At 58.0% G+C, this 26,081-nt stretch carries 20 protein-coding genes; 10 read left to right on the forward strand and 10 right to left on the reverse strand.

The window, feature by feature from the left end:
- Positions 1-49 precede the first annotated feature (49 nt).
- Positions 50-1,411: a L,D-transpeptidase family protein gene (locus tag BJF91_RS13265; RefSeq protein WP_075614973.1), complete on the forward strand. Its 1,362-nt coding sequence runs from the start codon at positions 50-52 to the stop codon at positions 1,409-1,411.
- A gap of 66 nt (positions 1,412-1,477) precedes the next feature.
- Here the strand turns inward: BJF91_RS13265 and BJF91_RS13270 are convergent, their stop codons facing one another.
- The 3 genes from BJF91_RS13270 to BJF91_RS13280 all read right to left on the reverse strand — a co-directional run bounded on the left by BJF91_RS13270 (position 1,478) and on the right by BJF91_RS13280 (position 5,425).
- Complete coding sequence (locus tag BJF91_RS13270) at positions 1,478-2,194, reverse strand: ParA family protein (protein ID WP_075614974.1); 717 nt, start codon at positions 2,192-2,194, stop codon at positions 1,478-1,480.
- 178 nt (positions 2,195-2,372) lie between these two features.
- Complete coding sequence (locus tag BJF91_RS13275; RefSeq protein WP_075614975.1) at positions 2,373-3,518, reverse strand: iron-containing alcohol dehydrogenase; 1,146 nt, start codon at positions 3,516-3,518, stop codon at positions 2,373-2,375.
- A 335-nt stretch (positions 3,519-3,853) separates the two neighbouring features.
- Entirely contained in the window at positions 3,854-5,425 is a 1,572-nt protein-coding gene (locus BJF91_RS13280) for an amino acid permease (protein WP_075614976.1), read from the reverse strand.
- 811 nt (positions 5,426-6,236) lie between these two features.
- Here BJF91_RS13280 and BJF91_RS13285 point away from each other — a divergent pair.
- The 6 genes from BJF91_RS13285 to BJF91_RS13310 all read left to right on the forward strand — a co-directional run bounded on the left by BJF91_RS13285 (position 6,237) and on the right by BJF91_RS13310 (position 12,991).
- Positions 6,237-7,304: an ABC transporter substrate-binding protein gene (locus tag BJF91_RS13285; protein WP_075615624.1), complete on the forward strand. Its 1,068-nt coding sequence runs from the start codon at positions 6,237-6,239 to the stop codon at positions 7,302-7,304.
- Positions 7,305-7,373: 69 nt separating this feature from the next.
- Positions 7,374-8,243, forward strand: coding sequence for an ABC transporter permease (locus BJF91_RS13290; protein ID WP_075614977.1), 870 nt, complete (start codon positions 7,374-7,376; stop codon positions 8,241-8,243).
- Positions 8,240-9,028: an ABC transporter permease gene (locus BJF91_RS13295; protein WP_075614978.1), complete on the forward strand. Its 789-nt coding sequence runs from the start codon at positions 8,240-8,242 to the stop codon at positions 9,026-9,028. Before BJF91_RS13290 ends, BJF91_RS13295 begins: the two co-directional genes overlap by 4 nt.
- 10 nt (positions 9,029-9,038) lie before the next feature.
- Complete coding sequence (locus BJF91_RS13300; protein ID WP_075614979.1) at positions 9,039-10,097, forward strand: ABC transporter ATP-binding protein; 1,059 nt, start codon at positions 9,039-9,041, stop codon at positions 10,095-10,097.
- A 129-nt stretch (positions 10,098-10,226) separates the two neighbouring features.
- Entirely contained in the window at positions 10,227-11,954 is a 1,728-nt protein-coding gene (locus BJF91_RS13305; RefSeq protein WP_075614980.1) for a methyl-accepting chemotaxis protein, read from the forward strand.
- Between the two features lie 146 nt (positions 11,955-12,100).
- Positions 12,101-12,991: a hypothetical protein gene (locus tag BJF91_RS13310; RefSeq protein WP_075614981.1), complete on the forward strand. Its 891-nt coding sequence runs from the start codon at positions 12,101-12,103 to the stop codon at positions 12,989-12,991.
- 2 nt (positions 12,992-12,993) lie between these two features.
- Here the strand turns inward: BJF91_RS13310 and hisC are convergent, their stop codons facing one another.
- Entirely contained in the window at positions 12,994-14,052 is a 1,059-nt protein-coding gene (hisC, locus tag BJF91_RS13315) for a histidinol-phosphate transaminase (protein ID WP_075615625.1), read from the reverse strand.
- A 485-nt stretch (positions 14,053-14,537) separates the two neighbouring features.
- On the opposite strand from hisC, the gene BJF91_RS13325 reads away from it, so the two are divergent.
- Together BJF91_RS13325 and BJF91_RS24780 are read left to right on the forward strand one after the other, a co-directional pair.
- Complete coding sequence (locus BJF91_RS13325; protein ID WP_075614983.1) at positions 14,538-15,701, forward strand: acyltransferase family protein; 1,164 nt, start codon at positions 14,538-14,540, stop codon at positions 15,699-15,701.
- 215 nt (positions 15,702-15,916) lie between these two features.
- Positions 15,917-16,825 (forward strand): hypothetical protein, encoded by a 909-nt coding sequence (locus BJF91_RS24780; RefSeq protein ID WP_139310688.1) that lies wholly within the window; start codon positions 15,917-15,919, stop codon positions 16,823-16,825.
- Positions 16,826-16,835: 10 nt separating this feature from the next.
- Here the strand turns inward: BJF91_RS24780 and BJF91_RS13335 are convergent, their stop codons facing one another.
- Together BJF91_RS13335 and metH are read right to left on the reverse strand one after the other, a co-directional pair.
- Positions 16,836-17,318, reverse strand: coding sequence for a GNAT family N-acetyltransferase (locus tag BJF91_RS13335; protein WP_075614984.1), 483 nt, complete (start codon positions 17,316-17,318; stop codon positions 16,836-16,838).
- Between the two features lie 418 nt (positions 17,319-17,736).
- Positions 17,737-21,510, reverse strand: coding sequence for a methionine synthase (gene metH, locus BJF91_RS13340; protein WP_075614985.1), 3,774 nt, complete (start codon positions 21,508-21,510; stop codon positions 17,737-17,739).
- Positions 21,511-21,666: 156 nt separating this feature from the next.
- Between metH and BJF91_RS13345 the strand changes: the two genes are divergently transcribed.
- The gene (locus BJF91_RS13345) at positions 21,667-22,923 is read left to right on the forward strand and encodes an AGE family epimerase/isomerase (RefSeq protein WP_075614986.1); all 1,257 of its coding nucleotides are present in this window, start codon (positions 21,667-21,669) and stop codon (positions 22,921-22,923) included.
- Positions 22,924-23,044: 121 nt separating this feature from the next.
- Here the strand turns inward: BJF91_RS13345 and BJF91_RS13350 are convergent, their stop codons facing one another.
- From BJF91_RS13350 to BJF91_RS24590, 4 genes are all read right to left on the reverse strand, one after another.
- Entirely contained in the window at positions 23,045-23,620 is a 576-nt protein-coding gene (locus BJF91_RS13350) for a hypothetical protein (protein ID WP_139310689.1), read from the reverse strand.
- A gap of 169 nt (positions 23,621-23,789) precedes the next feature.
- Positions 23,790-24,287 (reverse strand): hypothetical protein, encoded by a 498-nt coding sequence (locus tag BJF91_RS13355; RefSeq protein ID WP_162843867.1) that lies wholly within the window; start codon positions 24,285-24,287, stop codon positions 23,790-23,792.
- A gap of 233 nt (positions 24,288-24,520) precedes the next feature.
- A complete protein-coding gene (locus BJF91_RS13360; RefSeq protein WP_139310691.1) occupies positions 24,521-24,745 on the reverse strand; it encodes a hypothetical protein in 225 nt (74 codons plus the stop codon).
- Between the two features lie 374 nt (positions 24,746-25,119).
- The gene (locus tag BJF91_RS24590) at positions 25,120-25,941 is read right to left on the reverse strand and encodes a thermonuclease family protein (protein WP_083943298.1); all 822 of its coding nucleotides are present in this window, start codon (positions 25,939-25,941) and stop codon (positions 25,120-25,122) included.
- Positions 25,942-26,081: the final 140 nt, after the last annotated feature.

Below are 26,081 nucleotides of genomic sequence, written 5' to 3' on the forward strand. Positions count from 1 at the left end.
GAATTCGGTCCGCGGCGTTCATCTGTCAGATTAAACTGGAAAGATCACCGTGCAGCCGCTTTGGAAAACTGGTCTCCTCGTCGCGCTTCTCGCCGCCGTTTCCCAGGCCGCCCTTCCCGTGGCGGCACTGGCACGCAGCCCCTATACCGGGCAGAACCCGGATACGGTTCTCATCACGCCATCAGGGCAGGTTCTCGATTTCGTGCCTGAACAAGGCTCCGTCATGATCAGCCGCGACCGCATGGGACGCACGATCCTGGTCGATCACTACGGCAATCTAGTTGCGACCGAAATGCCGGCGACCATGGTTTATGGCCGCCCGAACGGCAACCGCAACTCGAGCGACTATTATCCGCCGGCGCCATCTGGCGGCGGCTATGACGATGAGGATATGACGACCGGCGGCATTCCGCAGGACCAACCGGTACAGCGTCGGCAGCTTGACCCGCAGCAAAGCGATGCCACCGACACGTCGGCCTATGACAATGCCGAGGCGCTACCAGCCCGTCCATCGACGGGCATGTCGCCGTCTACAGGCGCGCCATCGACGCTTGGCAGCAGCGGCAAGGCCAAGCCTGAGATCACCGCGTTGCAGGTGTTTCTGGCGAGGGAAGGCTTCTCACCGGGCGCTATCGACGGCCATATGGGCATGAACGTGCAAAAGGCACTGGAAGCCTGGCAGCAAAAGACCGGCGAAACGCTCAATCCAAACGACACCGACGCGATCATGGAACGGCTGCGGATGAATGGCGGCCTGCCCTTCACCACCTACACGATTACAGCCGCCGATGCCGCTGGGCCATATGTGGCGCAGATCCCGGAAGATTACAGCCTGAAAGCGGCAATGCCGTCGCTGGGATACACGTCCACCACAGAAATGCTCGCCGAAAAATTTCATATGGATGAAGGTTACCTGAAATCCATCAATCCCGGCGTCGATTTCACAGTGCCGGGCAGCACCGTCAAGGTGGTCAATGTCGGCCAGCCCCATAGCGGGCGCGTCGCCCGCATTGTCGCCGACAAAGCTCGCAAGCAGGTCTTGGCCTATGGCGAAGATGGCCAGTTGATCACTGCCTATCCTGCCAGCATCGGGTCGAGCGATACGCCGTCTCCGTCCGGCACCGTGCAGGTTCAGCGCGTGGCCTTCGATCCTGGTTACACCTACAATCCCAAGGTGAATTTTCAACAGGCCGGTAATGACAAGGTGCTCAACATTCCGCCAGGGCCAAACGGCCCGGTCGGTACCGTCTGGATTGCCCTGTCAAAGCCGACCTATGGCATCCATGGAACTCCGGAACCCTCCAAGATCGGTCGCACCCAAAGTCACGGCTGCATTCGCCTGACCAATTGGGACGCGACCGAACTGGCCAAGATGGTACAGCCTGGTGTGACAGTGGAATTTGTAGATTGATATAAAAGACCCCGCCGACGAGATGTCGTGGCGGGGTCTGTCATTTTCAGAACGAAGAGAGATGGGTCAAGCAGCGTCGCCGATCAGACGAAGAAGTCGGGGGCGCTGGCTGCGGACAACTCTGACAGGCAGAAGCCGCACGACTTCTCCGGCGAAAGCTTTCGAATTTTCCTGGGCCCTGTCGAGGTTGCTGACCTTGAGCGGATCCATCGTATAGACAGTGCCGCCGGTCTCGAAGACATCGCGAAAGGCGTTGCGCTCGGCAATCGGGGTGTTGATAACATTGACGCCGCGAGCCGCGAGCAGGCCCTTGATGGCCAGCAGCGCGCGCGTCGTGACCATCGAAGCGACCCGGGTCAGCACGACCGAATGCGGAATGACGAGATTGCCGGCAATGCGCATCTGCTCGATCAGGTCAAGGATCTGCGCCGCGCCCTTGGCATCCATGGCACAGCCCTGCACCGGGATCAACACGTGATCTGACAAGCCAATCGCCATGGTGACAATGGCATCGCGCGCGCCGGCGAGATCGATGATGATGTAATCGGCGGTCTGGCGACCTTCGCGGATATGGCCCTGCAGCGAACCAATCGACACCTCGGAGATCACCTCGATATTGGCGTGTCTCTCGGCCATTTCCGACCATTGGGTGATCCAGCGCTGCGGATCAGCATCGAGAATACAGATCCGGTAGCCTTGGTGGGCAAGTTCGGTGGCAAGCAGGAGAGCTGCTGTGGTTTTCCCAGCGCCGCCCTTGGCATTGGCAAATGAGATGACTGGCATTGGTGTCCTCGATGCTATGATTGAGCCACTCATCGCTCCTGACACGCACCTAGATATTCATGGTGCGCGGTTAACACATCCTTGCCAAAAATGGTTAATAAATAGCAAAGATGGTATATAAGTTCTTATGAATGAAATCTCGGATTTGCAGCGTAACATGTCCAGAGATCATTGATTTTCAAAAGCATTCCGCCAGAAGCGCTGTTGTGTTTTCGAGCGTAAGCTTAACCGGATTGCCCGCTGCACTTGCATCCTGGGTCGCCATGGCCGCCAATTCGTCGATCCGATCGCCCGGCACACCCAGTTCGCTGAGATTCTGGGGAATGGCGAGATCCTCGCGAAACACCATCAGGAAGTCGTGAAACCCGTCGAACCCACCCTGGATTTCAAGATAACCGGCCAGCTTCTCGATCTTGCGCTCGATGGCCTTGCGGTTGAAGGTAACGACGAAGGGCATCAGCACCGCGTTCGTCGTGCCGTGATGGGTATTGTAGACCGCGCCGATCGGATGCGCCAACGCGTGAATGGCGCCGAGTCCCTTCTGGAGAGCAATCGACCCCATCACCGCCGCCGACATCATGTTGAGCCGCGCCTCCAGATCGACAGGATCGCGGTAAGCCCTGGGCAGGAATTCCTTGACCAGCCGCATACCCTCGATGGCAATGCCTTGGCCGAGCGGGTGATAGACCGGTGAGCAATAGGCTTCCAGGCAATGGACGAAGGCATCCATGCCAGTGCCTGACGTGATCGATTTCGGCATGCCGACCGTCAGTTCCGGGTCGCAGATGACGATGCCGGGCAGCATTTTCGGATGAAAGATCGCGGTCTTCACACGAGTGGCGGTATTGGTAATCACGCAGGTACGCCCGACCTCTGCGCCGGTGCCAGCCGTGGTCGGCACGGTAACGATGGGCAGGATCCCCTCCTCATCGGCCTCGCGCCAACCTTCGGTGCCGGCGGCAAAATCCCAAACTGAGCGCGTCTGACCTGCCATGAAGGCTACGCATTTGCCAAGATCGATGCCGGACCCGCCACCGAAAGCAACCACTCCATCGTGCCCGCCGTCACGACAGGCGATCAAGCCAGCCTCCAGATTACGCTCGGTTGGATTCGGATCGACATCGGCAAAAAATCCGTGCTCGAGGCCGGAATCCTGCAAGATCTCACGCGCCACCCGGGTAATCGCCAGCGTCGCCAGCCCTCGGTCGGTCACCAGCAGCGGATTGCGCATGCCAAGCGATTTGCAGGCCTCTGCCAGTTCCTCGATCCGGCCGCGTCCGACCCGGATCTCCGTCGGATAGCTCCAATTTGCAAAGGTCTTCATGGTCGCATCACTCCTTCCCATGAGGATCGGGGACGAGATCGTGACGGATTAACAGGATCGGTGCCGGATGCCGGTTGCGCGATCTGCGCGCTACCCGACCTGGGGCTCGGCTCCGATTCTGAACTCAAACGCCACCTCCCGAATGCAGGTTCTCCTCATCACCCGCACCATCAATGGTAGAGTATTCAATATAAATAACTACTAATTAAAAAGCGAAAACCGCCCTGGTTTGGGTCAAAACGCCGGCCGTTTCTTTAATTTTTCGTGGGAATTTAATGATCAAGGCCACGCCAAAGCGTGGCCTTCCCCTTGTCTCTTCCTGTTCGGCACTACGATCAGGCTTCTCCGACCGCCTTCTCGGCGGCGGCAATTTCGGCCTGCCGCTTGGCGACTTCATCGCCGATTGGCGGCCCCTTGAAGCGCCGCTGCTCGAACAGCACCCAAATAACAGCCGTCAACGCCAGGAAGCCGACGGTAATGTAGAGAGCCCACTGGTTCGGCGGCTGCACGCCGATGATAAAGATTGCGATCATGGCGAGGATGACGAGCAGACCGACGATTTTATAGGCACCGATTCCCATGTCCCACGGCCCCATCTTCGGCCATTTCGCCGAGCCGATTACCTTCATCCCGAGCACGATCGGAATGGCGAAAGACAGAAACAGGAAGATAACCGTGCAGGACACCACGATCGTATAGGCAGACGAGCCTGCGATGGTGACCAGCGAAGCGCCCCAAACGAACAGGACTGATAGAACAGACCCGACCCAGATGGCCGTGGCCGGGGTGCGGAATTTCGGGCTGACGCTCGACAATGCCTTGGAAAAAGGCAGGCCGCCATCGCGTGCGAAGGCATACATCATTCGCGATACCGAGGTGACGGTGGCCAGGCCGCAGATGAACTGGGCAACGAAGATCGCGACATAGAGGATGTTGGCGATAACCGGATTGGTAACGCTGTTCAGCGTCCAGAAGAATACGTTCCAGCCCTGCCCCGCCGCCTCTTTCATGTCAGGTATGGCGAGAAGGAAGGCCAGCAGCATGATATAGCCGAAGACCGAGGCCCAGATAACCGAGGAAATCATCCCCTTCGGCACCGATTCCGAGGCCTTGATGGTTTCTTCTGAGGTGTGAGCCGAGGCGTCATAGCCGGTGATCGTATAGATCGGCAGCAGCAGGCTGAGCGCGAAAATATACCAGGTGCTGCCAGTCTGCGGCCAGACGGGCGCATCGCCGGCAGGCGTGCCCGAATAATTGGTGAACGTCCAGATTCGCGAGAAGTCCCAGGAATTTGCACCGACCAGGCAGACGATCGTCAACGCAATGGCCGTGATGAAGATCAGATAGCCGGAAATGTCGGTGAGCTTGGCCGTGAGCTTGATGCCGAGATGGTTGATCAGCGCCTGCACGGCGGTGATGCCAGCCACGAAAATGATCTGGTTGGCGAAGCCGCCTGCCGTCGTCGTATCGACGTTGGTACCAAACCAACTGGCCAGAGACCCGGCGAAAAAGCCCCAGGTGCCGACATTGATGGCGCCAAGCACGGTGACGAGGCCGATGAGGTTGAACCAGGCCGTGACCCAGCCGGTGAAGCGGTTGCCGAGGATCGAGCCCCAGTGATAAAGCCCGCCGGCGGTGGGATAGGCAGAAGCAATCTGGGCCATGCCGAGCGCGAAAACGCCTGAAATAATGCAGCCCAGCGGCCAGCCGATACCGATGGCCGCGCCGCCGGCCCCTGACGTCGCCTGGGCTAGCGAATTGATGCCGCCTGAGAGAATACAGATGATCGAGAAGGAAATCGCAAAGTTCGAGAATGAACTCATGCGGCGCTCCAGTTCCTGGGCATAGCCCATGGAATGGAGAATGTGCAGGTCGTCCTGCTTATCGCTATCGGAATAACCGGTCATTATGACCCCCAGTTAAGCCGAGGCATGACACCTCGGCGGCCTCTGCCTTTCGTCTGCCGGCTGTTGCCGTTACAGACCATTTGCAGTCTTCGCTGCTCCCTGACGGGACCTTTCGTTATCCACGCAAATCGGCGGGATGCTGCGGAGCGTCACGGTCCCGTAATGACGATCCGAATTTTCATTTTTGTCTAAAATCAACTTTAGTCGAGCGAAAAGTGAACTTCCACGCTCGCAAATGGCCATGCAATTCACGTGCCTGTTCGCGCCATTCGTGCGTCAGCCGCCGTCACCGATCCGTCTTCGAGCACGTCGACCGACCAGAGCGGCATCTTTGAGAACCGTAAACCAGGCGGTTTAGCTTCAAAACTCATGGATATACCAGGAAGACGGTGGGAGACAGTTTGACCGCGGCGCGTCGAAAAGTCGTTTTTTCTAAAAAGGCCCGATTGACTCGCTGCCCGTCTGTCGTCTTATCTTTGCGCAAACGACCGGCGAAGACCGGAGGGGAACCGAAGAGGCATCAAAGACCTGGCACACCATCAGGGTAGCGCGCTTATGTTGACCTTGGCCGCCATTGGCCCGGTCAGATCCTGCATTACACAGAATTACGCCGGATTGCTGCGTGAACAGCGCGTTCGCAATACTTGGCCTATGTTCAGTGCGAGGCAGAGGAAGCACACAAGCACCGTCACATAACTATCATCTACGCCGCCTATTCAGTCGCTCGGCTCAACGCAGACCGTTTTGCAGATCCACAAGGAGAACACCCGTGAACATCCGTTTGCACCGCATCCTTTCGCTGTCGACCGCCATGGTCGTGGCAACGACCGCCTATGCCAGCGCAGCAGAGCCGAGCGCCGACCTGATCGCCGCCGCCAAAAAGGAAGGCATGCTGACCACCATCGCCCTTCCCCACGACTGGTGCGGCTATGGCGACGTGATTGCCGGCTTCAAGAAGAAATATCCTGAAATCAAGGTCAACGAGCTGAACCCGGATGCCGGTTCGGGCGATGAAATCGAAGCGATCAAGGCCAACAAAGGCAATACCGGCGACCAGGCTCCCGACGTGATCGACGTCGGCCTGTCCTTCGGCCCGACCGCCAAGGCCGACAAGTTGATCCAGCCCTACAAGGTCTCCACCTGGGACAGCATTCCGGCGGAAGCCAAGGATGCCGACGGCTACTGGTACGGCGACTACTACGGCGTCATGGCCTTCGAAGTGAACAAGGACCTCGTCAAGGATGCGCCGAAGGATTGGGCCGATCTGCTGAAGCCTGAATATGCCAATATGGTTGCACTCGGCGGCGATCCGCGCACTGCAAACCAGGCGATCTCGGCCATCTTTGCCGCCGGTCTTTCGGCTTCCAAGGGTGATGCGGACAAGGCTGGTGAAGAAGGCCTGAAGTTCTTCAAGTCGCTCAACGAAAAGGGCAACTTCGTTCCCGTCGTCGGCAAGCCGGCAACGCTTGCCCAGGGCACGACCCCGATCACGCTGCGCTGGGACTACAATGCCCTGGCCGGTCGCGACTCGCTCAAGGGCAACCCGCCGGTCGACGTTATCGTTCCGGCCTCCGGCGTCGTTGCCGGTGTTTACGTCCAGGCGATCTCGGCCTACGCACCGCATCCGAACGCCGCCAAGCTGTGGATGGAATATCTCTATTCTGACGAAGGCCAGATTGGCTGGCTGAAGGGCTATTGCCACCCGATCCGCTTCAACGATCTCGCCAAGAACAGCAAGATCCCGGCGGACGTTCTGGCCAAGCTGCCTGACCCGAAGGCTTACGAAAAGGCCGTGTTCCCGACGCTGGCCCAGCAGGACGCCTACAAGAAGACCATCACTGAAGGTTGGGATAAGGTCGTCGGCGCCGCCGTCAAGTAAACCTTATACCTCTTTGGCCTCCCCATTTCAGGATGGGGAGGCTATTCTGTCCCTGACGGAGACCATGCCATGCAAGCCAACAAGGCGGACCGACATCGAATTTTGTTCGACTGGCTGGGCATCGCGCCCTTTATGCTGTTCGCCCTGATGTTTCTCATCATCCCGACGCTCTACCTGGTCACAGGCGCGTTTCAGGATGCGGAGGGCAACGTGACGCTCGTCAATATCGCCGGGCTGTTCACCGACAAGATCATGTCTTCCTTTTCGATCAGTATCCGCATCAGCATCGCCTCTGCGATCGGTGGGATTCTGCTCGGCTTCTATCTGGCCTGGGCGCTGGTTCTGGGCGGGTTGCCACCGGCACTGCGCGGCGCGGTCATGACATTTTGCGGGGTTGCATCCAACTTCGCCGGCGTGCCGCTTGCTTTCGCCTTCCTGGCCACACTGGGCCGTCTCGGCCTGATCACCATGGTGCTGCGCGATTGGTTCGGCTTCAATCTATATGCCAGCGGCTTCAACCTGCTGAGCTTCACCGGCTTGACGCTGACCTATATGTATTTCCAGATCCCGCTGATGGTGCTGATCATCACGCCGGCGCTGGAAGGTCTTCGCAAGGAATGGCGGGAAGCGGCTGAAAGCCTCGGCGCAAGCCACTTCCAATACTGGACAAAGGTGGCGTTGCCGATCCTGTTTCCGAGCATTGCCGGCGCCTTCATGCTGCTGTTTGCCAATGCTTTCGGCGCCATCGCCACCGCCTATTCGCTGACCGGCAGCTCGCTCAATATCGTGCCGATCCAGCTCTATGCCCAGATCCGCGGCGATGTGCTGCATAATGCCAATCTCGGCTACGCGCTTGCCTTCGGTATGATCGTCGTCACAGGCATTTCCAATCTCATCTATATCACGCTACGCGTGCGCGCCGAACGGTGGCAGAAATGAAGCCGCAGAAGTTTTTCGCCTGGTTGGCCATCGCCATCAGCAGCCTCTATTTCATCGTGCCGCTGATCGCGACCTTTGAGTTCTCGCTGCGGATGCGCCGTGGCGAATATTCCTTCGACGCTTACCGCACAGTGCTTTCGGACGGCAATTTCCAGGCCTCCTTCGGCTATTCGATGGTCATGGCGATCCTGACCATCGCCATGATCACGCTTCTGGTGGTGCCGACAGCCTATTGGGTGCGCCTGCGGCTGCCGCAGATGCGGCCGGTGATCGAATTCATTACCATGATGCCTCTGGTCATCCCGGCAATCGTGGTCATCTTCGGCTATCTGCGGCTTTATAATTCCTCGTCCTTCCTGCCGCTGACGGCGACCACCTCGGGCACGGACCTGCTGTTCCTGTTCGGCCTGATGACGCTGTCCCTGCCCTATACCTATCGCTCCGTCGACGCCGCCATGCGCGCCATCGATGTGCGCACTTTGACCGAGGCGGCCCAAAGCCTTGGAGCAGGCTGGTGGCTGATCCTGTTTCGCTGTATTTTTCCCAATGTGCTGACGGGCGTTCTCTCCGGCGCCTTCATCACCTTTGCCATCGTCATTGGTGAATTCACGATTCCGTCGCTGCTCAACCGGCCGGCTTTCGGACCCTATCTGCAATTGATCGGCGCCAACCGCGCCTATGAGCCACCGGCGCTCGCCATCATCGCCTTTGCCATGACCTGGCTCAGCATCGCGCTCCTCAATATCATCGCCCTTTTTACCAAGCCCTTGCCCTCCAAGGCCTGAGACCGATCCCATGTCCTTTCTGACCCTGACTCATATCAAGAAGAGCTTCGGCCCGATCCAGGTCGTTCACGATTTCAACATGTCGATCGAGAAGGGCGAATTCATTTCCTTTCTCGGGCCGTCCGGCTGCGGAAAGACCACCATCCTGCGCATGATCGCCGGCTTCGAGACGACAACCGACGGCGTCATCTCCATTGCCGGAAAGGACCAGAACGGCCTGAAGCCAAACCAGCGCAATATCGGCATGGTCTTCCAGGCCTATGCCCTCTTCCCCAACATGACCGTGTTTGACAATGTCGCCTTCGGCCTGAAGATCGCCAAGAAGCCGAAGGCGGAGATCGAAAGCCGGGTCAAGGAAATGCTGAAGCTGATCCATCTCGATCATCTGGCCGATCGCTATCCTTACCAGATGTCCGGCGGCCAGCAGCAGCGCGTGGCGCTGGCCCGCGCACTCGCCCCGAAGCCGCAGGTGCTGTTGCTCGACGAACCGCTGTCGGCGCTCGACGCCAAGATCCGCGTATCGCTGCGCGAAGAAATCCGCCAGATCCAGCGCCAGCTCGGCATCACCACCGTCTTCGTCACCCATGATCAGGAAGAAGCCCTGTCGATTTCGGACCGGATCGTGGTGATGAATGCCGGCCGTGCCGACCAGATCGGGTCGCCCTCGGAAATATACAATCATCCGCAAACCCGCTTCGTCGCCTCCTTCGTCGGGACGCTCAACCTCATCGATGCCAAGGTCACGGACGCGGCCAGCAATACGATCCAGATCGGCGATCAGCAGGTCAGCCTGAAAAAGCCGCTCGGCAAGGCCAATGGCGAAACCGTCACCGTGGCCCTGCGCCCGGAAGCCGGCTCGCCAGCCGAAAGCGCCAAGGGAGATATACGCCTCACGGGAAAAGTGGCTTCAAGCCACTTCCTCGGCTCGATCATCCGCACGAAGCTCGATCTCGGCGGCACGATGCTGTCATTCGACATGTTCAACGACCCCGGCATAAGCCCGCCGACCATTGGTGAGGCTGTTACTTTGAAGTTTGCCAAGGAAGATCTGATGGTTGTCGCGGACTGAAATAATGATTCAAAATATAATTATATAAAATAATAATACACTAAGGGGTTGAAATAATTCGCCTATTCCCATTTTTTACTAATTTTCAATAGGTACATGAGATAACGCTACCAACCAGGAGATAGCGTTATGGGTTTGATGTCCTTTGGATTTGGAGACGGTGCAAAAGACGTCTTGGAAGCTCTCAGCCGATCACAGGCAATCATCGAGTTTGATATTCAAGGGAATATCCTCGACGCAAATGAGAACTTCTGCAAAGCGCTCGGTTATCAAAAGTCGGAGATCATCGGCAAGCATCACCGCATCTTTGTTGATCCCGAGGAAGTCAACAGCAAGGCCTATTCGGACTTTTGGGCCAAGCTCATCACTGGCCAGTTCGACCAGCGCCAGTACAAGCGCATGACCAAGTCGGGAGAGCCCATCTGGATCGAAGCCTCGTACAATCCGGTATTTCGCGGTAAAAAACCCTACAAGATCATAAAAATTGCCACTGATATCACCGCCTCCAAAAAGAGGGCGATGGATAACAATGGCAAGATCGAGGCCCTGGCACGCGCTCAGGCTATCATCGAATTCACGCCAACTGGCCAGATCCTGACTGCCAACGAAAACTTCTGCAAGACGCTTGGCTATGAGCTGAACGAAATCGTCGGCAAACATCATCAGATGTTTTGCGATCAGGCTTACGCAGCGTCGGCAGATTACAAGGAATTCTGGCGCAAGCTCGGTGCCGGCGAATATCAGACCGATGAATTTCTGCGCATCGGCAAAGGCGGTAAAAAGGTCTATATTCAGGCGACCTATAATCCGATTTTGGACGAAAAAGGCAATGTCATCAAGGTCGTGAAGTTCGCAACCGATGTGACCGGCCGCGTCAACGCGATCGCTGCGATCGGCGCGGGTCTGGAACGCCTGTCCAACTGCAATTTGCGCATGACAATCGACGAGCCCTTCATCGCCACGTTCGAACATCTTCGCAACGACTTCAACATGTCGATCAGCAAGGTTCAGGAGACACTCGCGCTGGTTCTGGCGGAGACCACGGCCGTCACCCATAACAGCCAGGAAATGCTGGAAAGCTCGGCAAGCCTTGCCCAGCGGTCAGAGCAACAGGCTGCTGCTCTGGAACAGACATCTGCCGCCCTTGAAGAGATTACCGCAACGGTAAAGGAATCCAGCACCCGCACCAAGGAAACCCGCAACCTCGTGCGGGACGCCCGCCAGGCCGCAACCGAGTCGGTCGAAGTCGTCAATTCGACCGTGGATGCAATGAGCCGGATTGAAGGGGCGTCGAAGGAGATCGGCAATATCATCAGCGTCATCGATGAGATCGCCTTCCAGACAAACCTTCTTGCGCTCAATGCCGGCGTAGAGGCCGCTCGTGCCGGTGAAGCTGGTAAAGGCTTTGCCGTCGTCGCTCAGGAAGTACGCGAACTTGCCCAGCGCTCCGCCAAGGCAGCAAAGGAAATTGCAGCGCTGATTGCGAAATCCGGCAACGAAGTCAAAGATGGCGTGCGCCTGGTTGCGGAAACAGGTGAAGCACTAAACCGGATCTCAACCTTCGTTCAGTCGATCGACACCAATATAGAAGCGATTGCCACAGCGGCTGCCGAACAATCCACCAGCCTCGGCGAAATCAATTCTGCGGTCAACGCGCTCGACCAGGTAACGCAACAGAATACCGGCATGGTCAGCGGCATAAATGCGATCAGCGAGGCCTTGTCCAGCGGTGCCGCAAATCTATCGGCGCTCGCCAACCGCTTCCAGCTCAACCGGCGCAGCGCCATCCGCGAGCCAGGAAGTTCGGCGGCGATGCGGGGCTCCGAACGCCGCGGCCAGCGCCGCGACGCGGCCTGACCTCAGCGATATAAATGCGCAACACCCCGGCGAAAACCACGCCGGGGTGTTGCGCATTTCGGCATTTTTGCTTTGCGGAGCAGCGGGCAATAGGACAGTTTTCTCCCGATCGTCAGCCAGGCGTTTCGTGAGAAGGAAAGCTGCCCATGTCCGCCCAGCCCGCCCTGACCCTCCCTGCCCTCACCGTCATCGACACCATATCCGATCCCGGCAAGAGCGACCGTGCCAATGAGGATCGGCTCGGCTATAACACCCACGCCGCCTTCGTTCTGGATGGCGCGACAGGGCTTGGCGAGCGGCAGTTCATGGAAGGCTACGGCTCCGACGCCGCCTGGATCGCCCAATTTGCGGGAAAACGGCTGGGAGGCGAGCTCGGTCCTGATACCAATGTCACGGACCTGATCCGCGCCATTGCCTTTGACGCCCACGAGCTTTTTACCGCCACCGCCGGCGAGCAGCCCCGCTATGCCTGGCCGCTGGCAGCGCTCGCCGCCTTGAGGGTCACCGCCGCCGGCGCCGAATTCATCGGGCTTGGCGACAGCGTGCTGTATCTCTTGCACGACGATGGCCGGACCGAGACCCATATGGCGCTACCTGACGCCTTTGCCCGCGAACAGCTGGCCGCCCGCGCCCATGTGGAGCGTGTCGGCGGCATCGGCGCCAGCGGCATGGCCGCGAGCGATCCTGACACGCTCGACGAATTGCGCCGCGCCAGGGAAAAGCAGAACACACCTGACGGATGGATCTGGTCTCTGGGCCTCGTGCCTGACGCCGCCGACCACCTCGCCCGCGCACCGCTGGAGATCAAGGGCGGAACCACAGCACTAATCTGCTCGGACGGGCTTGCCGATCTCGTCAGCCTCTACAAGGCCTATGACCCGGCATCCCTGATCAAACGCGCCGCCACATCAGGGCTGAAGTCGCTGGTGTCTGAACTCAGGCATTTCGAGCGCGAAGTAGATCCTGACGGGCTGCAATATCCCCGCTTCAAGCAATGCGACGACACGACCGCGATTCTCTGCCGGATCGACAGCTGAGTTCAATTTAAAATCTGATGTAGTGCATCGAGCAACCGGTCGCATTCCTCATCGGTTCCGATGCTGATACGCAGAAAATCCTCGATGCGCTCGCTGCCAAAGCGGCGGACCAGAACACCACGATCACGCAGCGCCTGCAGCAGCTCCGCACCCTTGCGATCGGTGTGGCGCGCAAACACGAAATTGGCGCTCGACGGCAGGATCGTAAAGCCAAGTTGCTGCAAGGAAAGGCTCAAGCGCTCGCGGCTGGCGATCAGCATATCGCGGTGACGGGTGAACCACTCCTGATCCTGCCAGGAGGCCAAGGCGCCTGCCTGCGCCAGCCGATCCAGCGGATAGGAATTAAAGCTGTCCTTGACCCGCTCCAGCGCCTCGATCAGATGCCGCTGGCCCATGGCAAAGCCGACGCGCAGACCGGCCAGCCCGCGCGACTTCGAAAAGGTCTGCACGACCAGAAGGTTCGGGCAGGACCTGATCAGCGACACAGCACTCTCGGCGCCGAAATCGACATAGGCCTCGTCAATGACCACAACCTTCTGCGGATGCGCCAGCACCAGCGCCTCGATATCGGCAAGCGGCAGGGCAATCCCTGTCGGCGCGTTGGGATTGGGCAAAATGATCGCGCCGCAATCCGGCCCATAGTCCTCGATCCGCACCCGCATCGCATCGTCAAGCGGCACCGTGCGAAAACCGATGCCGTAAAGCCGGCAATAGGTCGGGTAGAAGCTGTAGGTGATATCGGGAAACAGCAGATCCCGCTCGTGGTTGAGCAGAGCCTGGAACGTGTGCGCCAAGACTTCATCCGACCCGTTGCCGACGAAAATCTCCTCCGCATCAAGACCATGGCTTGCCGCAATAGCTTGCCGGAGCGCCAGCCCGGTCGGGTCGGGATAAAGCCTCAAGGCATCATCCGACGCCTCCTTGATCGCGGCGATAGCCAGCGGCGACGGCCCATAGGGGCTTTCATTGGTATTGAGTTTTATCAGTCCGCCCTGCTTCGGCTGCTCGCCCGCCACATAGGGCGTCAGCGTGTGAACGATGGGGCTCCAGAATTGGCTCATGATCATCACCGGGGAAGTTGCACCTGCCAAAGCCTCGATTGGACAAAGAGCGCCGCAGGTATGAGACGATATAGCATCGGACCGAAAAGTGGGAACCGGTTTTCGCAAAACTCCGGTGCCCAAACAAAGAGTTAGAGCATCGTCCCGATTCCGATTTTCTGCACCATGCTCAAAGTTGTTCTATCGCAGCCAAGGCAGCAATCAAGGCCCTTGGGGAAGCAATTGGACCTCAGGCTGTCGTTGCCAAGGTGCAATAGATAGCGCCTTTGCGACAACAGCGAGCAAGGCTCGGGCCCACACTTGGGATCAATCAAAGCAAAACCCAAAAAATCCATGAACATTTTCAATATCGATTTCTGAAGTCGTATCTCATTTTGAACAGAGTTCCCGGGAATAACGTCGCAAACAAGACATAGTCGGGATCGCAATATATAGTTATCTAATATAAACATATATATTGCTGCTTATATTGTGAGGGGATGTACATGAAGACGATTGGAACTGTGCTGGACGAGCACCGCGGAATCGGCCCCGGCTTCGATTTCCTGAGAATTTTCCTGGCCGTCATGGTCCTGCTCGACCACTCCTTCCTGATCGCGGAAGGCGAGAAATACCAGTTCAATCAGCCTGGTATCACCGTGCTGCAGGCGGCAATCCTGCCGATGTTCTTTGCCCTATCAGGCTTCCTGATCACCGGTAGCGCCATGCGCTTGCCGCTCAAGGAATTCCTGCTCAACCGCGGCATCCGCATCGTTCCGGCGCTTGCCGTCGATATCGTCTTTGCCGCGCTGATCCTCGGCCCGCTGTTTACCACAGTCAGCCTGTCCGCCTATTTCAGTTCCTATGAGTTCTGGGCCTATTTCGCCAACATCTTCGGCATCATTCATTTCGTGCTGCCCGGCGTTTTCGAAAACAACCCCTTTCCCGCAACGGTCAACGGCTCGCTCTGGACCGTTCCCTATGAAATCGGCTGCTACGCCATCATGTCGGGCCTGATCGTGTTTGGCTTCCTCAAGCGGCCTCGCGCCGCACTGATGGCCTCTATTGTGATCGCCGCGATCATCATCTTCCTGAAAGTCAGCAATATCAGCCCGGCCAGCCTCGGCGGATTACTGCCGCCTGGTAGCTCCGGCTTCACCTTGCTCGATCATTTCGTGGGCCTGCGCGGGTTGATGCTCTATGTGAATTTCATGCTCGGCGCCGTGTTCTTCCTCTACCGCCGCGTGATCGTGAAACATTGGGCGCTGGCGGTGATATCAGCTATCGTGCCCATCGGGGCATCTTTCGCGCTCCCCAATGTCAGCGGCGCCACGCTCTGCACCCTTTTTGCGCCGATGTTGGTCTATCTCACCGCCTATATCGGCATGACCAGGATGCCGGCCATCCCGCTCTACCGCCGCGGCGATTATTCCTACGGCATCTATCTCTACGGCTACCCGTTCCAGCAGGCACTGGTGAACCTTTTTCCGAAGCTCACGTCCCCCTGGCTGCATTTCGCAATCTCACTGCCGATTGCCACCGTGATCGCCATGGGCTCCTGGCACTTCATAGAAAAGCCAATCCTGCGCCTGCGCAAAAACTTCAGCTTCACCGCCCAGAAGGGCAAGCGCCAGGAAATCATGCCAGGGGCGAAGGCGGTGGTGCGGTGATTACGCGCCATCTCTCGTCTGACGAAAAGCGGCAGCCAACCGACTTTCAGCCTCGGCTTTTGACGCCGTCGCCAGCAAATCCGCCCAGCCATCGGGCGGATTATCGTTTTCGAGCATAGTTCTAGTTATCACGCGAGTATCGGGCATCTAGGAACGCGAACTATAGGGGTATCAATGTCGTATGTCGCCTCCGTGTCTCAAGAATTGAGATCCACATGAGGCTTGCAAAATCCGCCGAACAGGCTGCAGAACGGATCTTTTATTGCCTCGATCTGAACCCACCTGAAACGGTTGCATGCCGAGATCGCCTTTATGCCGCGTTTTCGCACTACCGACCGGTCTGGAACTGGTGCCGCCAATGCTTCGCGGCCGAAGAGGAAGAGAAAGTCCGACGTCACCCCAATCCCCGTACCACACCGGGCGATATCATTGCGCCTCTCTATCACGAGCATCCTAGATGTAGCGGCGGACGCGAAACGTTTCTCCATTGGCTGCCACGCAGCCTGGAACTGTTTCTTCTCGACAGCGATATTTGCTTTCTCGAGCGCCTTCTGACGTTAGCCCCGTGGCAATGGCCAGCAGAAGAGCAAGGTGCTTTGCGAGAGGTACTGACGCGGGCAGCCATCGGCTGGTTCACAGGAAATGATCCGTCACCACTGCACATAAAGGACCATCTCACCCGCCGGCCAGCGGCCAGCATCACATCGGAAACGCTTGTCTGCGCGCTCTTGTGTTTGCGTGTCGATCCTTTCGCACTTTTCGCATGGCTTGCGAGGACAGGAGGACAGCGTGCTCACGACGTGCTGCTGGAGCTTGCATATAGGGAGGACATAATTGACCCACCGTTCTACTGGCTTTTGGAAGAAGGGAGCGATCAAGCCTTACAGCCCGCATTTGTCCGCTCCCTCAATAGAGTATGCCGGGATGCACTTTCGCGAATTGTGGCAGGAGGGAACCGGGCCGAACGACTGTGGATATGGGCAATGGAGGCGGACGTTGAACTCGCTGCTGACATTACGGCCTCGGAATCACTCTGGCGGTCCAATCTCTTACGCCTATCGCCAAGCCAGCGGCGCAGCGAAGGGGCAATAGTGGCTTCGGCTATCCCCAGCGGTCTATGCTAGACAGACATCACTAAGGAATCTGCCTGTCTCTCGACGCCACATGATAGACTTTGCAGATCGTCACCTCTGTTTCCCGACGAGTGCGGAAACCCATGGCTTCATAATAAGCCAATCCCGCTGGATTCTTTGCACCGATAGCCGCTTCGATCTTCTCGATAGGAAAGTCCTTCGCCGCCCTCACCGTTGCTTGAAACAGCGCTCGACCAACACCCAGTCTTGCAGCGCGCGGGCTGACATGGGTGCCGATAATGCCCCAACCTTCGGGTGCCCCGTAAGGATTACCGGCCCTTGCATAGCGAAGCGACTGAAAGCCGAGGATGCGGCCATCATCGCCCTCGGCGACCGAACATTCTATCCGGTCCGGGTGCTCGATATAGTTTGCCAACACCGTCTGCAGATCGCCCGGTGTCTTGCGCAACCCGGCCGCAAAAATGTCGTCCAAAACATCGGACATGCTCTGCCCATCAGCAGTGTTGGCCGGCTTGATCCGCATAATTATTTCCGCGTCACGTAGGTTGCCCGAGACTGCCGATGACACCCAGTATGGCGACAGCCGCAGAGATATAACAAAGGCGACTACGACTATACGACTTCAACGGCGATTTGCGCCTGACCAGCCTAGTACCATAATACAAGATGGTGTGAATCAGAAAGAAAACGACAACTGGGCCGAATATCATGGCCCCGACTGCTCCGCCCCAATTGCCGTCGGACGATGCAACAGCTGCCGATTTGATATTGAGCGCAACTGCCGTGAGGATAGTTACGCCCAAAGCAAGCAATAGATGCATTTGACAACTCCGCATTAAAACGGTGATGACGAGCCGTGCTGCCTGCCACACGTCCAGCAATTAATAGGCAGCCAGGCAGAGAATTCGGCTTGAAGCGTTGAATCACGTTCTCAATAAGCGTTACGCCGCTGCATCCTCTTCAACCGCCGCCTTCGGTACATAATTCAGCACCGGTCCCAGCCAGCGTTCGATCTCGCGCACGTCCATGCCCTTGCGCGCGGCATAGTCTTCCACCTGATCGCGCTCCACCTTGGCAACACCGAAATAGTAGCTGTCGGGGTGGCCGATATAGAGGCCTGAGACGGACGAGCCGGGCCACATGGCGTAGCTTTCCGTGAGCGTCACGCCTGTCGTGGCTGTGGCGTCAAGCAGGTTGAACAGCGTCACCTTTTCGGTGTGGTCGGGCTGGGCCGGATAGCCCGGTGCCGGGCGGATGCCGGCGTAGGATTCCGAGATCAGTTCTTCCGGCGTATAGGTCTCGTCTGCGCCGTAGCCCCAGAATTCCTTGCGCACGCGCTCATGCATGCGCTCGGCAAAGGCTTCGGCAAAGCGGTCGGCCAGCGCCTTGACCATGATCGACGAATAATCGTCATTGGCCCGCTCGAAGCGTTCGGCAATTGCCACTTCCTCGATGCCGGCCGTGACCACGAAGCCGCCGACATAGTCTTCCACGCCAGTTTCGGCTGGAGCGACGAAATCGCTCAAGGCCACATTCGGGCGGCCATCACGCTTGGAGAGCTGCTGGCGCAACGTGAAGAAAGTGGCCAAATCCTGGCTACGCTCTTCATCGGTAAACAGCCTGATATCGTCGCCAACGCTGTTGGCGGGCCAGAAGCCAATTACGGCGCGGGGGCGGAACCAGGTTTCCGCGATAATCTTCTCCAGCATGGCCTGCGCATCGGTATAGAGCGCGCGGGCGGCTTCGCCCTGCTTTTCATCTTCTAGGATGGCGGGATAACGGCCTTTCAGCTCCCAGGTCTGGAAGAACGGCGTCCAGTCGATGTACTGCGCCAGCTCCCTGAGGTCGTAATCCTCGAAGACCTTGATGCCGGTAAAGCTTGGCTTCTTCGGCTTATAGCTCGCCCAATCAACCTTGGCGGCATTGGCGCGGGCGCGGGCAATCGGCAGGCGCTGCTTTTCAAGCTCGGCGCGGGCATGCGCCTCGGCCACCTTGGCATAGTCACCGCGCAGGGTCTCGATCGTGCTGTCGCGGGTATCGGGAGACAGCAGCGAGGAGACCACGCCGACGGCGCGGCTGGCATCGAGCACATAGACCGCCTGCCCCGACTGATACTGCGGATGGATTTTCACAGCCGTATGCACGCGGCTGGTGGTCGCACCACCAATCAGCAGCGGAACGTTAAAGCCCTGGCGCTGCATTTCTGCGGCGACATGCACCATTTCGTCGAGCGACGGGGTGATCAGGCCGGACAGGCCGATGATGTCGACATTCTCCGCCTTCGCCACCTCGAGGATCTTGGTAGCCGGCACCATGACGCCGAGGTCGATGATCTCGTAATTGTTACAGGCCAGTACGACGCCGACGATGTTTTTGCCGATGTCGTGCACATCGCCCTTCACGGTCGCCATCAGCACCTTGCCAGCGGCTTCGCGCTCGCCGCTGCCGCCGTTCAAGCGCTTTTCCTCTTCCATGTAAGGAAGCAGCACGGCCACGGCCTGTTTCATCACGCGGGCGGATTTGACCACCTGCGGCAGGAACATCTTGCCGGCGCCGAAGAGGTCGCCGACCACATTCATGCCGGCCATCAACGGACCTTCGATGACATGCAGCGGCCGCTCGGCCTTCTGGCGCGCTTCTTCCGTATCGGCATCGATGAATTCGGTAATGCCGTTGACCAGCGCATGCTCCAGTCGCTTTTCGACCGGCAGTTCGCGCCAGGACATATCCTGCACACGCGCCTTGGCCTCGCCCGTGCCGCGATAGCGCTCAGCAATTTCCAGCAGGCGTTCGGTTCCATCTTCGCGGCGGTTCAGCACCACGTCTTCGCAAGCTTCGCGCAGTTCGGCGTCGATGCTTTCATACACTGCCAGCTGGCCGGCATTGACGATGCCCATGTCCATCCCCGCCTGAATGGCGTGATAGAGGAATACGGCATGCATCGCCTCGCGCACCGGCTCATTGCCGCGGAAGGAGAAGGACAGGTTGGAAACCCCGCCCGAGATATGCACCAGCGGCATGCGCTGGCGGATCGTCCGGGTGGCTTCGATGAAATCAACGCCGTAATTGTTGTGCTCTTCGATGCCGGTGGCAACCGCGAACACATTGGGGTCGAAGATGATATCTTCGGGCGCAAAGCCGGCTTCTTCGGTGAGGATCTTATAGGCGCGCGAGCAGATCTCCACCTTGCGCTCATAGGTATCCGCCTGACCCTTTTCGTCGAATGCCATGACCACGACAGCGGCACCGTAATTGCGGATCAGCTTGGCTTGCGCGACGAAATTCTCCTCGCCTTCCTTCAGCGAGATGGAATTGACGATAGGCTTGCCCTGCACGCATTTCAGGCCGGATTCGATGATCTGGAACTTGGAACTGTCGATCATCACGGGAACGCGGGCAATGTCCGGTTCGGCAGCAATCAGGTTGAGGAATTCAACCATCGCCTTCTCACTGTCGATCAGGCCTTCGTCCATGTTGATGTCGATGATCTGCGCGCCGTTTTCCACCTGGTCGCGGGCAACGACAAGGGCTGCATTGTAGTCGCCAGCGGTGATCAGCTTGCGGAACTTGGCCGAGCCCGTGACATTGGTGCGCTCGCCGACGTTGACGAAGGGAATGTCCTTAGTCAGCACGAAAGGCTCGAGACCCGAAAGCGACATGAAGGGCCGATGCTCGGCTGGCTGGCGCGGCGCCTTGCCCTTCACTGCGTCTGCAATCGCCTCGATATGGGCAGGTGTCGAGCCGCAGCAGCCGCCGACCACGTTGACGATGCCTTCGTCGGCGAAGCTGCCGACCAGCTTGGCCATGTATTCGGGGCTCTGGTCATACTGACCGAATTCATTGGGCAGGCCGGCATTTGGATAGGCGGACACGAAGGTGTCGGCGACGCCAGACAGTTCCTGCAGATGCGGGCGCATCGCGTCGGCACCGAGCGCGCAGTTCAGCCCGATAGTGAAGGGCCGTGCGTGACGCACCGAGTTCCAGAAAGCCGAAGGCGTCTGGCCGGACAGCGTGCGGCCCGAGAGGTCGGTGATTGTGCCCGAGATCATCACGGGCAGGCGAATACCCTTGGCCAGGAAGCGCTCTTCACAGGCAAAGATTGCCGCCTTGGCGTTCAGGGTATCGAAGATCGTCTCGATCAGGATGAGATCGGCGCCCCCATCGATCAAGCCGTCGATCTGCTCACCATAGGCCAGGCGCAAATCGTCAAAAGAGACCGCACGATAGCCGGGATTGTTGACGTCAGGCGAGATCGAGGCGGTACGGTTGGTCGGGCCGATGGCGCCGGCTACGAAGCGGCGCTTGCCATCCTCGCGCTCGGCGCGGGCAATTGCCCGGCGCACCACTTGCGCACCGTATTTGTTAAGGTCGTAGACCGCGCCTTCCATCTGGTAATCGGCCTGGGCAATGCGCGTCGATGAGAAGGTATTGGTCTCGATGATATCCGCACCGGCCATCGCATAGCGGAAATGGATATCTTCGATGGCCTGCGGCTGGCTGAGGATCAGAAGGTCATTGTTGCCCTTTTGGTGACAGGCGCAGCCAATGAAGCGCTCGCCGCGAAAATCATCTTCATCAAGGCCGAGACCCTGGATTTCCGTGCCCATGGCACCGTCGAGGATCAGGATCCGCTCGCGCGCCGCCTGTTGCAGAGCATTCAGGATCTCTGCGCCATCGCGGTTCGCTCCCTCTTTTCCGAACAATTGATCGAGCATGAGCGACTTCCTTCCGTTCCCAGGGTTCTTACCCAATCACATAAAGATATGTTTATGTCAATATACGCCGCATGTGAATTGCACGCGAGGGTGCGGTGACAATTCATGACGAACTCTTTATAGACGTTCAGGAATTTGTACCGCGTGGAGGATGATATGTCGAACGTCAATGAAGCACCTGTCCTGGCCGAACAATGGACCGGCCGCCCCTATCATCGTAAATGGCTACTGGACCAGGCCAATGGCCTATTTGACTTCTTCCAGACCGCGACGATCAACCCCAAGGGGGGCTTCTACGACCTGTCACGCGACGGCAAGCCTCTGAAGACCGACAATCCGGTCCGCGGCATTCATATGAGCGCCCGCATGGTGCATTGCTACTCCATTGGCGAAATGCTTGGCCGCCCCGGCGCTGCCGATGTCGTCGATCACGGCATGCGTTATCTCTGGCGCAAGCACCGCGACGAAAAGCATGGCGGCTATGCCTGGCAGCTGGACGATGACGGCGTTCTCGATGGCTCCAAGCAGGGCTATGGCCATGCTTTCGTGCTGCTCGCCGCCGCCTCCGCTAAGACCGTCGGCCATCCGCTCGCCGACCGGATGCTGGAAGACATTACCGAGGTTCTGAACGATAAATTCTGGGAAGAGCGCCATGGCGCTATCGCCGAGGAATTTTCTCAGGATTGGCAGCCCGTCGCCGGCTATCGCGGCCAGAATTCCAATATGCATCTGACCGAAGCGCTGATGTCGGCCTATGAGGCGACCGGCGAGCAGCACTATCTCGACAAAGCGCTCAGCATCGCCGACCTGATCATCAACCGCCGCGCCCGCGAGGAAGCCTTCCGCGTTGCCGAACATTTCGACGAGGAATGGGTCGTCGACCGCAATTACTACCACCCCAACGAAATGTTCCGCCCCGCCGGCACCACGCCGGGCCATTGGCTGGAATGGGCGCGTCTGGTGATGCAGCTCTGGGCGCTGACCGGCAAACAGCACGACTGGATGCCGGAAGCAGCAAGTGGGTTGTTCTACCAGTCCATGCTGCTCGGCTGGGACCGCAAGAAGGGCGGTTTCTTCTATACGCTCGATTGGGACAATGTGCCGGCCAAGACCTTCAAACTGTGGTGGCCGCTCTGCGAGGGCGCTGCCGCCGCGCATTTCCTCAATTATCACCAGGGCCGTGAGCTGAATGAGGAAAACTACCGCAAGATCTGGAATTTCATCGCCAACCACACGATCGACAAAGAGTTCGGCGGCTGGCACGAAGAAATGACCGAGGATCTCGTGCCGTCCAACACCCTCTTCCCCGGCAAGGGCGATATCTACCACGCGCTACAGGCCTGCCTGATCCCGCTCTTCCCGGCCGAAGGCAGCCTGACGAAGATGATCCAGGAACATCCGCTGTCGATCTGACAAAAAAGACATTGAACAGGGAGGACCTTGGCGCCTGCAAAGGACGTTGAAGTCCTCCCGGGTTTCACATGCAAAGCACGATGCCGAACTTGCTGCACACCATCTGCCGGAACCCCAACATTTACTGCGATTTATCGGTCAATTCGACCGGCATTGTATCGCAGTCGATGGTAGCGTAATCCTCCAGCAATCCAAGCGGAGTAGGTCCTCCGATGCTGGTTGCAGCGGTATCCTGATAATCGAACCCCTTGCCTGGCTGTGTCAGCTCTAAAAAAATGCGCGAATAGGAATAGTTGGGCCCTTCAATATTCGTATATTCCCTCACCGTAACGATGGCCATCTCGCGATTGCAAAATTTTCTTGTAACGTCGATGTCGACAATATCGAACGCCTCGACTTTAGGCGTCACATCAAAACGGTACGACGTCTTCCGCTGCCCGCTCACACTGTATTCAACAAGATATTGGGAGCCGTCACTGCCAGTTGCGTAGTCTCGCTGGAGGCGCACCTCTGATTTTCCTGTATCATAGACGACCAATTCGTTTGAATAATCCCGCGATATCAGTATCTGCCCTTCCTGTAGGATTAAGCTTTCGGCCCTTACCGGCAAAGCCGTTGAGAGTAAAATTATAGCATAAGCGGCGGAGATTCTTAATCTCATCTGGAATCCAAAATTTCGATTATTATTTTCCGACATAAAGCTGCTCCGACATAAAGCTGCCAGGCACATTGCACCTAGCCAATCCCAAATAAGAACTTATTGCGACCACGGTTCATATGTCCGATGTCATAGCAAGTCGATCAAATACGGCGATTTTTAACCCTCGTAAGCAAGCAGACAAATAACACAGCCCTGCACGCTAGGCTCAGAGCGATTTGTCGATTTCGAAATTGGCGGAAAAGGCCGTGCCCTTTTCCATCGTGCCGGAGCAGGCAACCAGGAAACGGGTCCCATCGATCTGGCTGGTATTGCAGGCGCCCTTGGCAGCAATCCGCTGGATCCCGCCTTGGCTCTTGCCGTCATTGAGGATCACCTCGTCCAGCTTGATCGCCTCGATCTGGTTCTGGTCACGCGTTTTTTCCTTCAACGGAATGCCCGTGAAGGTGATGATATGGTCCTTGCCCATGAAGAAATAGAGGCCAGAGCGGCCATCGGCGTGCAAACTGCGACCGATTTCGGCCGCGCAGACCTTAGTTAGATCCTGGGTGCCGATAGCAATCCTGAGGCAGCGGCCTTTGACAGAGGAAAATTGGGGCTGCGTCGCGTCCTTAGGCAGTTGAGGCTGCGCGCCTGCGCCACCCGCGACACTGCATGCCATCGACAAACACAGTGCGTAAACCAGCCGCATTCCTACCATGTTCAATGTCCACTCGCCTGAATATGAAACTGCCGCTCGCGTAAGCACGCAAACCGACAATAGTCCAGCCCTAGCCCGCGGAACTGCCGTGGGGCTTGTGCTGGAACTTAAAACTTTGGTTTGGATTCAAAAGCAAAAAAAGAGGAAAAAATCCTGGCAATAAAACGCCGTCTATCGCCGCAACGCAGTGTGGCGATAGGGCCGCCCCTCAGGATTACAGGAACTCAGGGCCGTTTTGATCAAGCGCAATCGACCGGCATCTGCAGATGCGCGACGCTGTCGATGACATGGGCGGCCGGAACGCCAGCCTTGCGGCACCGCATGGCCAGATTACGCTGGCGGGCGGCATCGTCAAGAAGCACGGCAAAATCGCTCAGCGACACGCCGTCGGCGCGCAGAAGCTGGCGAATCATTGGGTCCTTCAGCACTTCGGACATGGTCAGGTCGGTCATCTCGTAGGTCATTGGTCTTTCTCCCTATATCCTTGCAGCGCTTGACTGCCGGATCCGAGCCCCGCCTTGTCCTAGAGCGTCAGCATCGAACGGTTAGAAACGCTGCAAACCGGAATTTGCTCCCTGCTTCATTCAAATTCTTCTGCGTGATTTTACTGCTTCGTCTTTATTAGCACAAAGCATAGATACAAGTTGTTACGATCTGATGTCGTGGCGATGGCGCAATCGTGGCGAGAACAGCTATTTTTGGTGACATATGCCACAAATCGACACAATGCGTCCGCTGCGGCACAAAAGGCCGGCCAACCGGGAATAAATTTCCGGGAAGCTCTGCCGAAGCGTGGCAGTCGGCAGAGCTGCATGAGTTGAGCGTCAGGCTTAATCCATCAGCACCAGGGCAGACGGCGCCCGGTCCAGGGCCGCACCAGCCCCTCATCCACCATCATGGCACCGAGCGAGCGACCGTTGCGGCTGACGACCCTGAGCTTGCGGCCATATTGGTCATGATCCTGATTGCCGAAGGGCGACAGGTCGAAGTTGCCGGAATTCAAGAGATCGCGCAGCCGCACCTTGGCGGCAAAACCCCGGTCGCGCTCGGATTTGCATTTCGCCTGTTCGGTTTCCGGCGCATCGATATCGGCAACCCGGACCTTGGTCTTGTTGACCCAGAAGGTATCACCGTCGACGACGCAATTGTCGACGCCACTCGTGCCGCAATAGTAGAACTTGCCAGAGACCCGCTGCTTCTCCACGCCACGTGGCTGCAGCGACGCAACCGATGTCGCGGGAACCATGGTCGTCGCCGGCGGCAGCGGGCTTCGATCGCCAAGGCCCGGCATCATCGAGGCACTGGGGATCATCGTCGTCGCCGGTGGCAACGGCGTCGGGTCAAACCGCCGCGGCATCGGAGTCGGGATGCTGGCGGGCGGTACCGATCCGGTCGATTCATTGCTTGTAGCATGCCTTTGGCCGTCCCGGTCGTGACCGCCTCCCAGCGCCGCAATCATCTTACCGCCATGACCAAGGGTCTGGTCAAACAGGCCAGGAAGATCCCGGCTATGGTCATAGGCGGAAACGCCGGCGATGACGACGGCCAGCGCCCCGAACCACGGCCAGAGGCTACCGCCTGCGCCGGCTTTGCCGCCGGTTTTCCGACGCTTCGTCCCTGCCCCGCGTCTTGCCCCTCCCGCTGCTTTTCTGGCCGCCATGTCATACTCCTTGTCTGTGCGGCGCTATTATCGTCGTTAAGAGTTTCTAAAAGGTTGGCAAAACGCGATTGCCAATGCGTCACGATGGAACAGGATGGAAGGCTCGGCGAAAACGTTGCGGCAGCATGCTTTGAAATTAA

Source organism: Gillisella taibaishanensis, from assembly GCF_001938985.1.
GTDB classification, from domain to species: Bacteria; Pseudomonadota; Alphaproteobacteria; order Rhizobiales; family Rhizobiaceae; genus Allorhizobium; species Allorhizobium taibaishanense.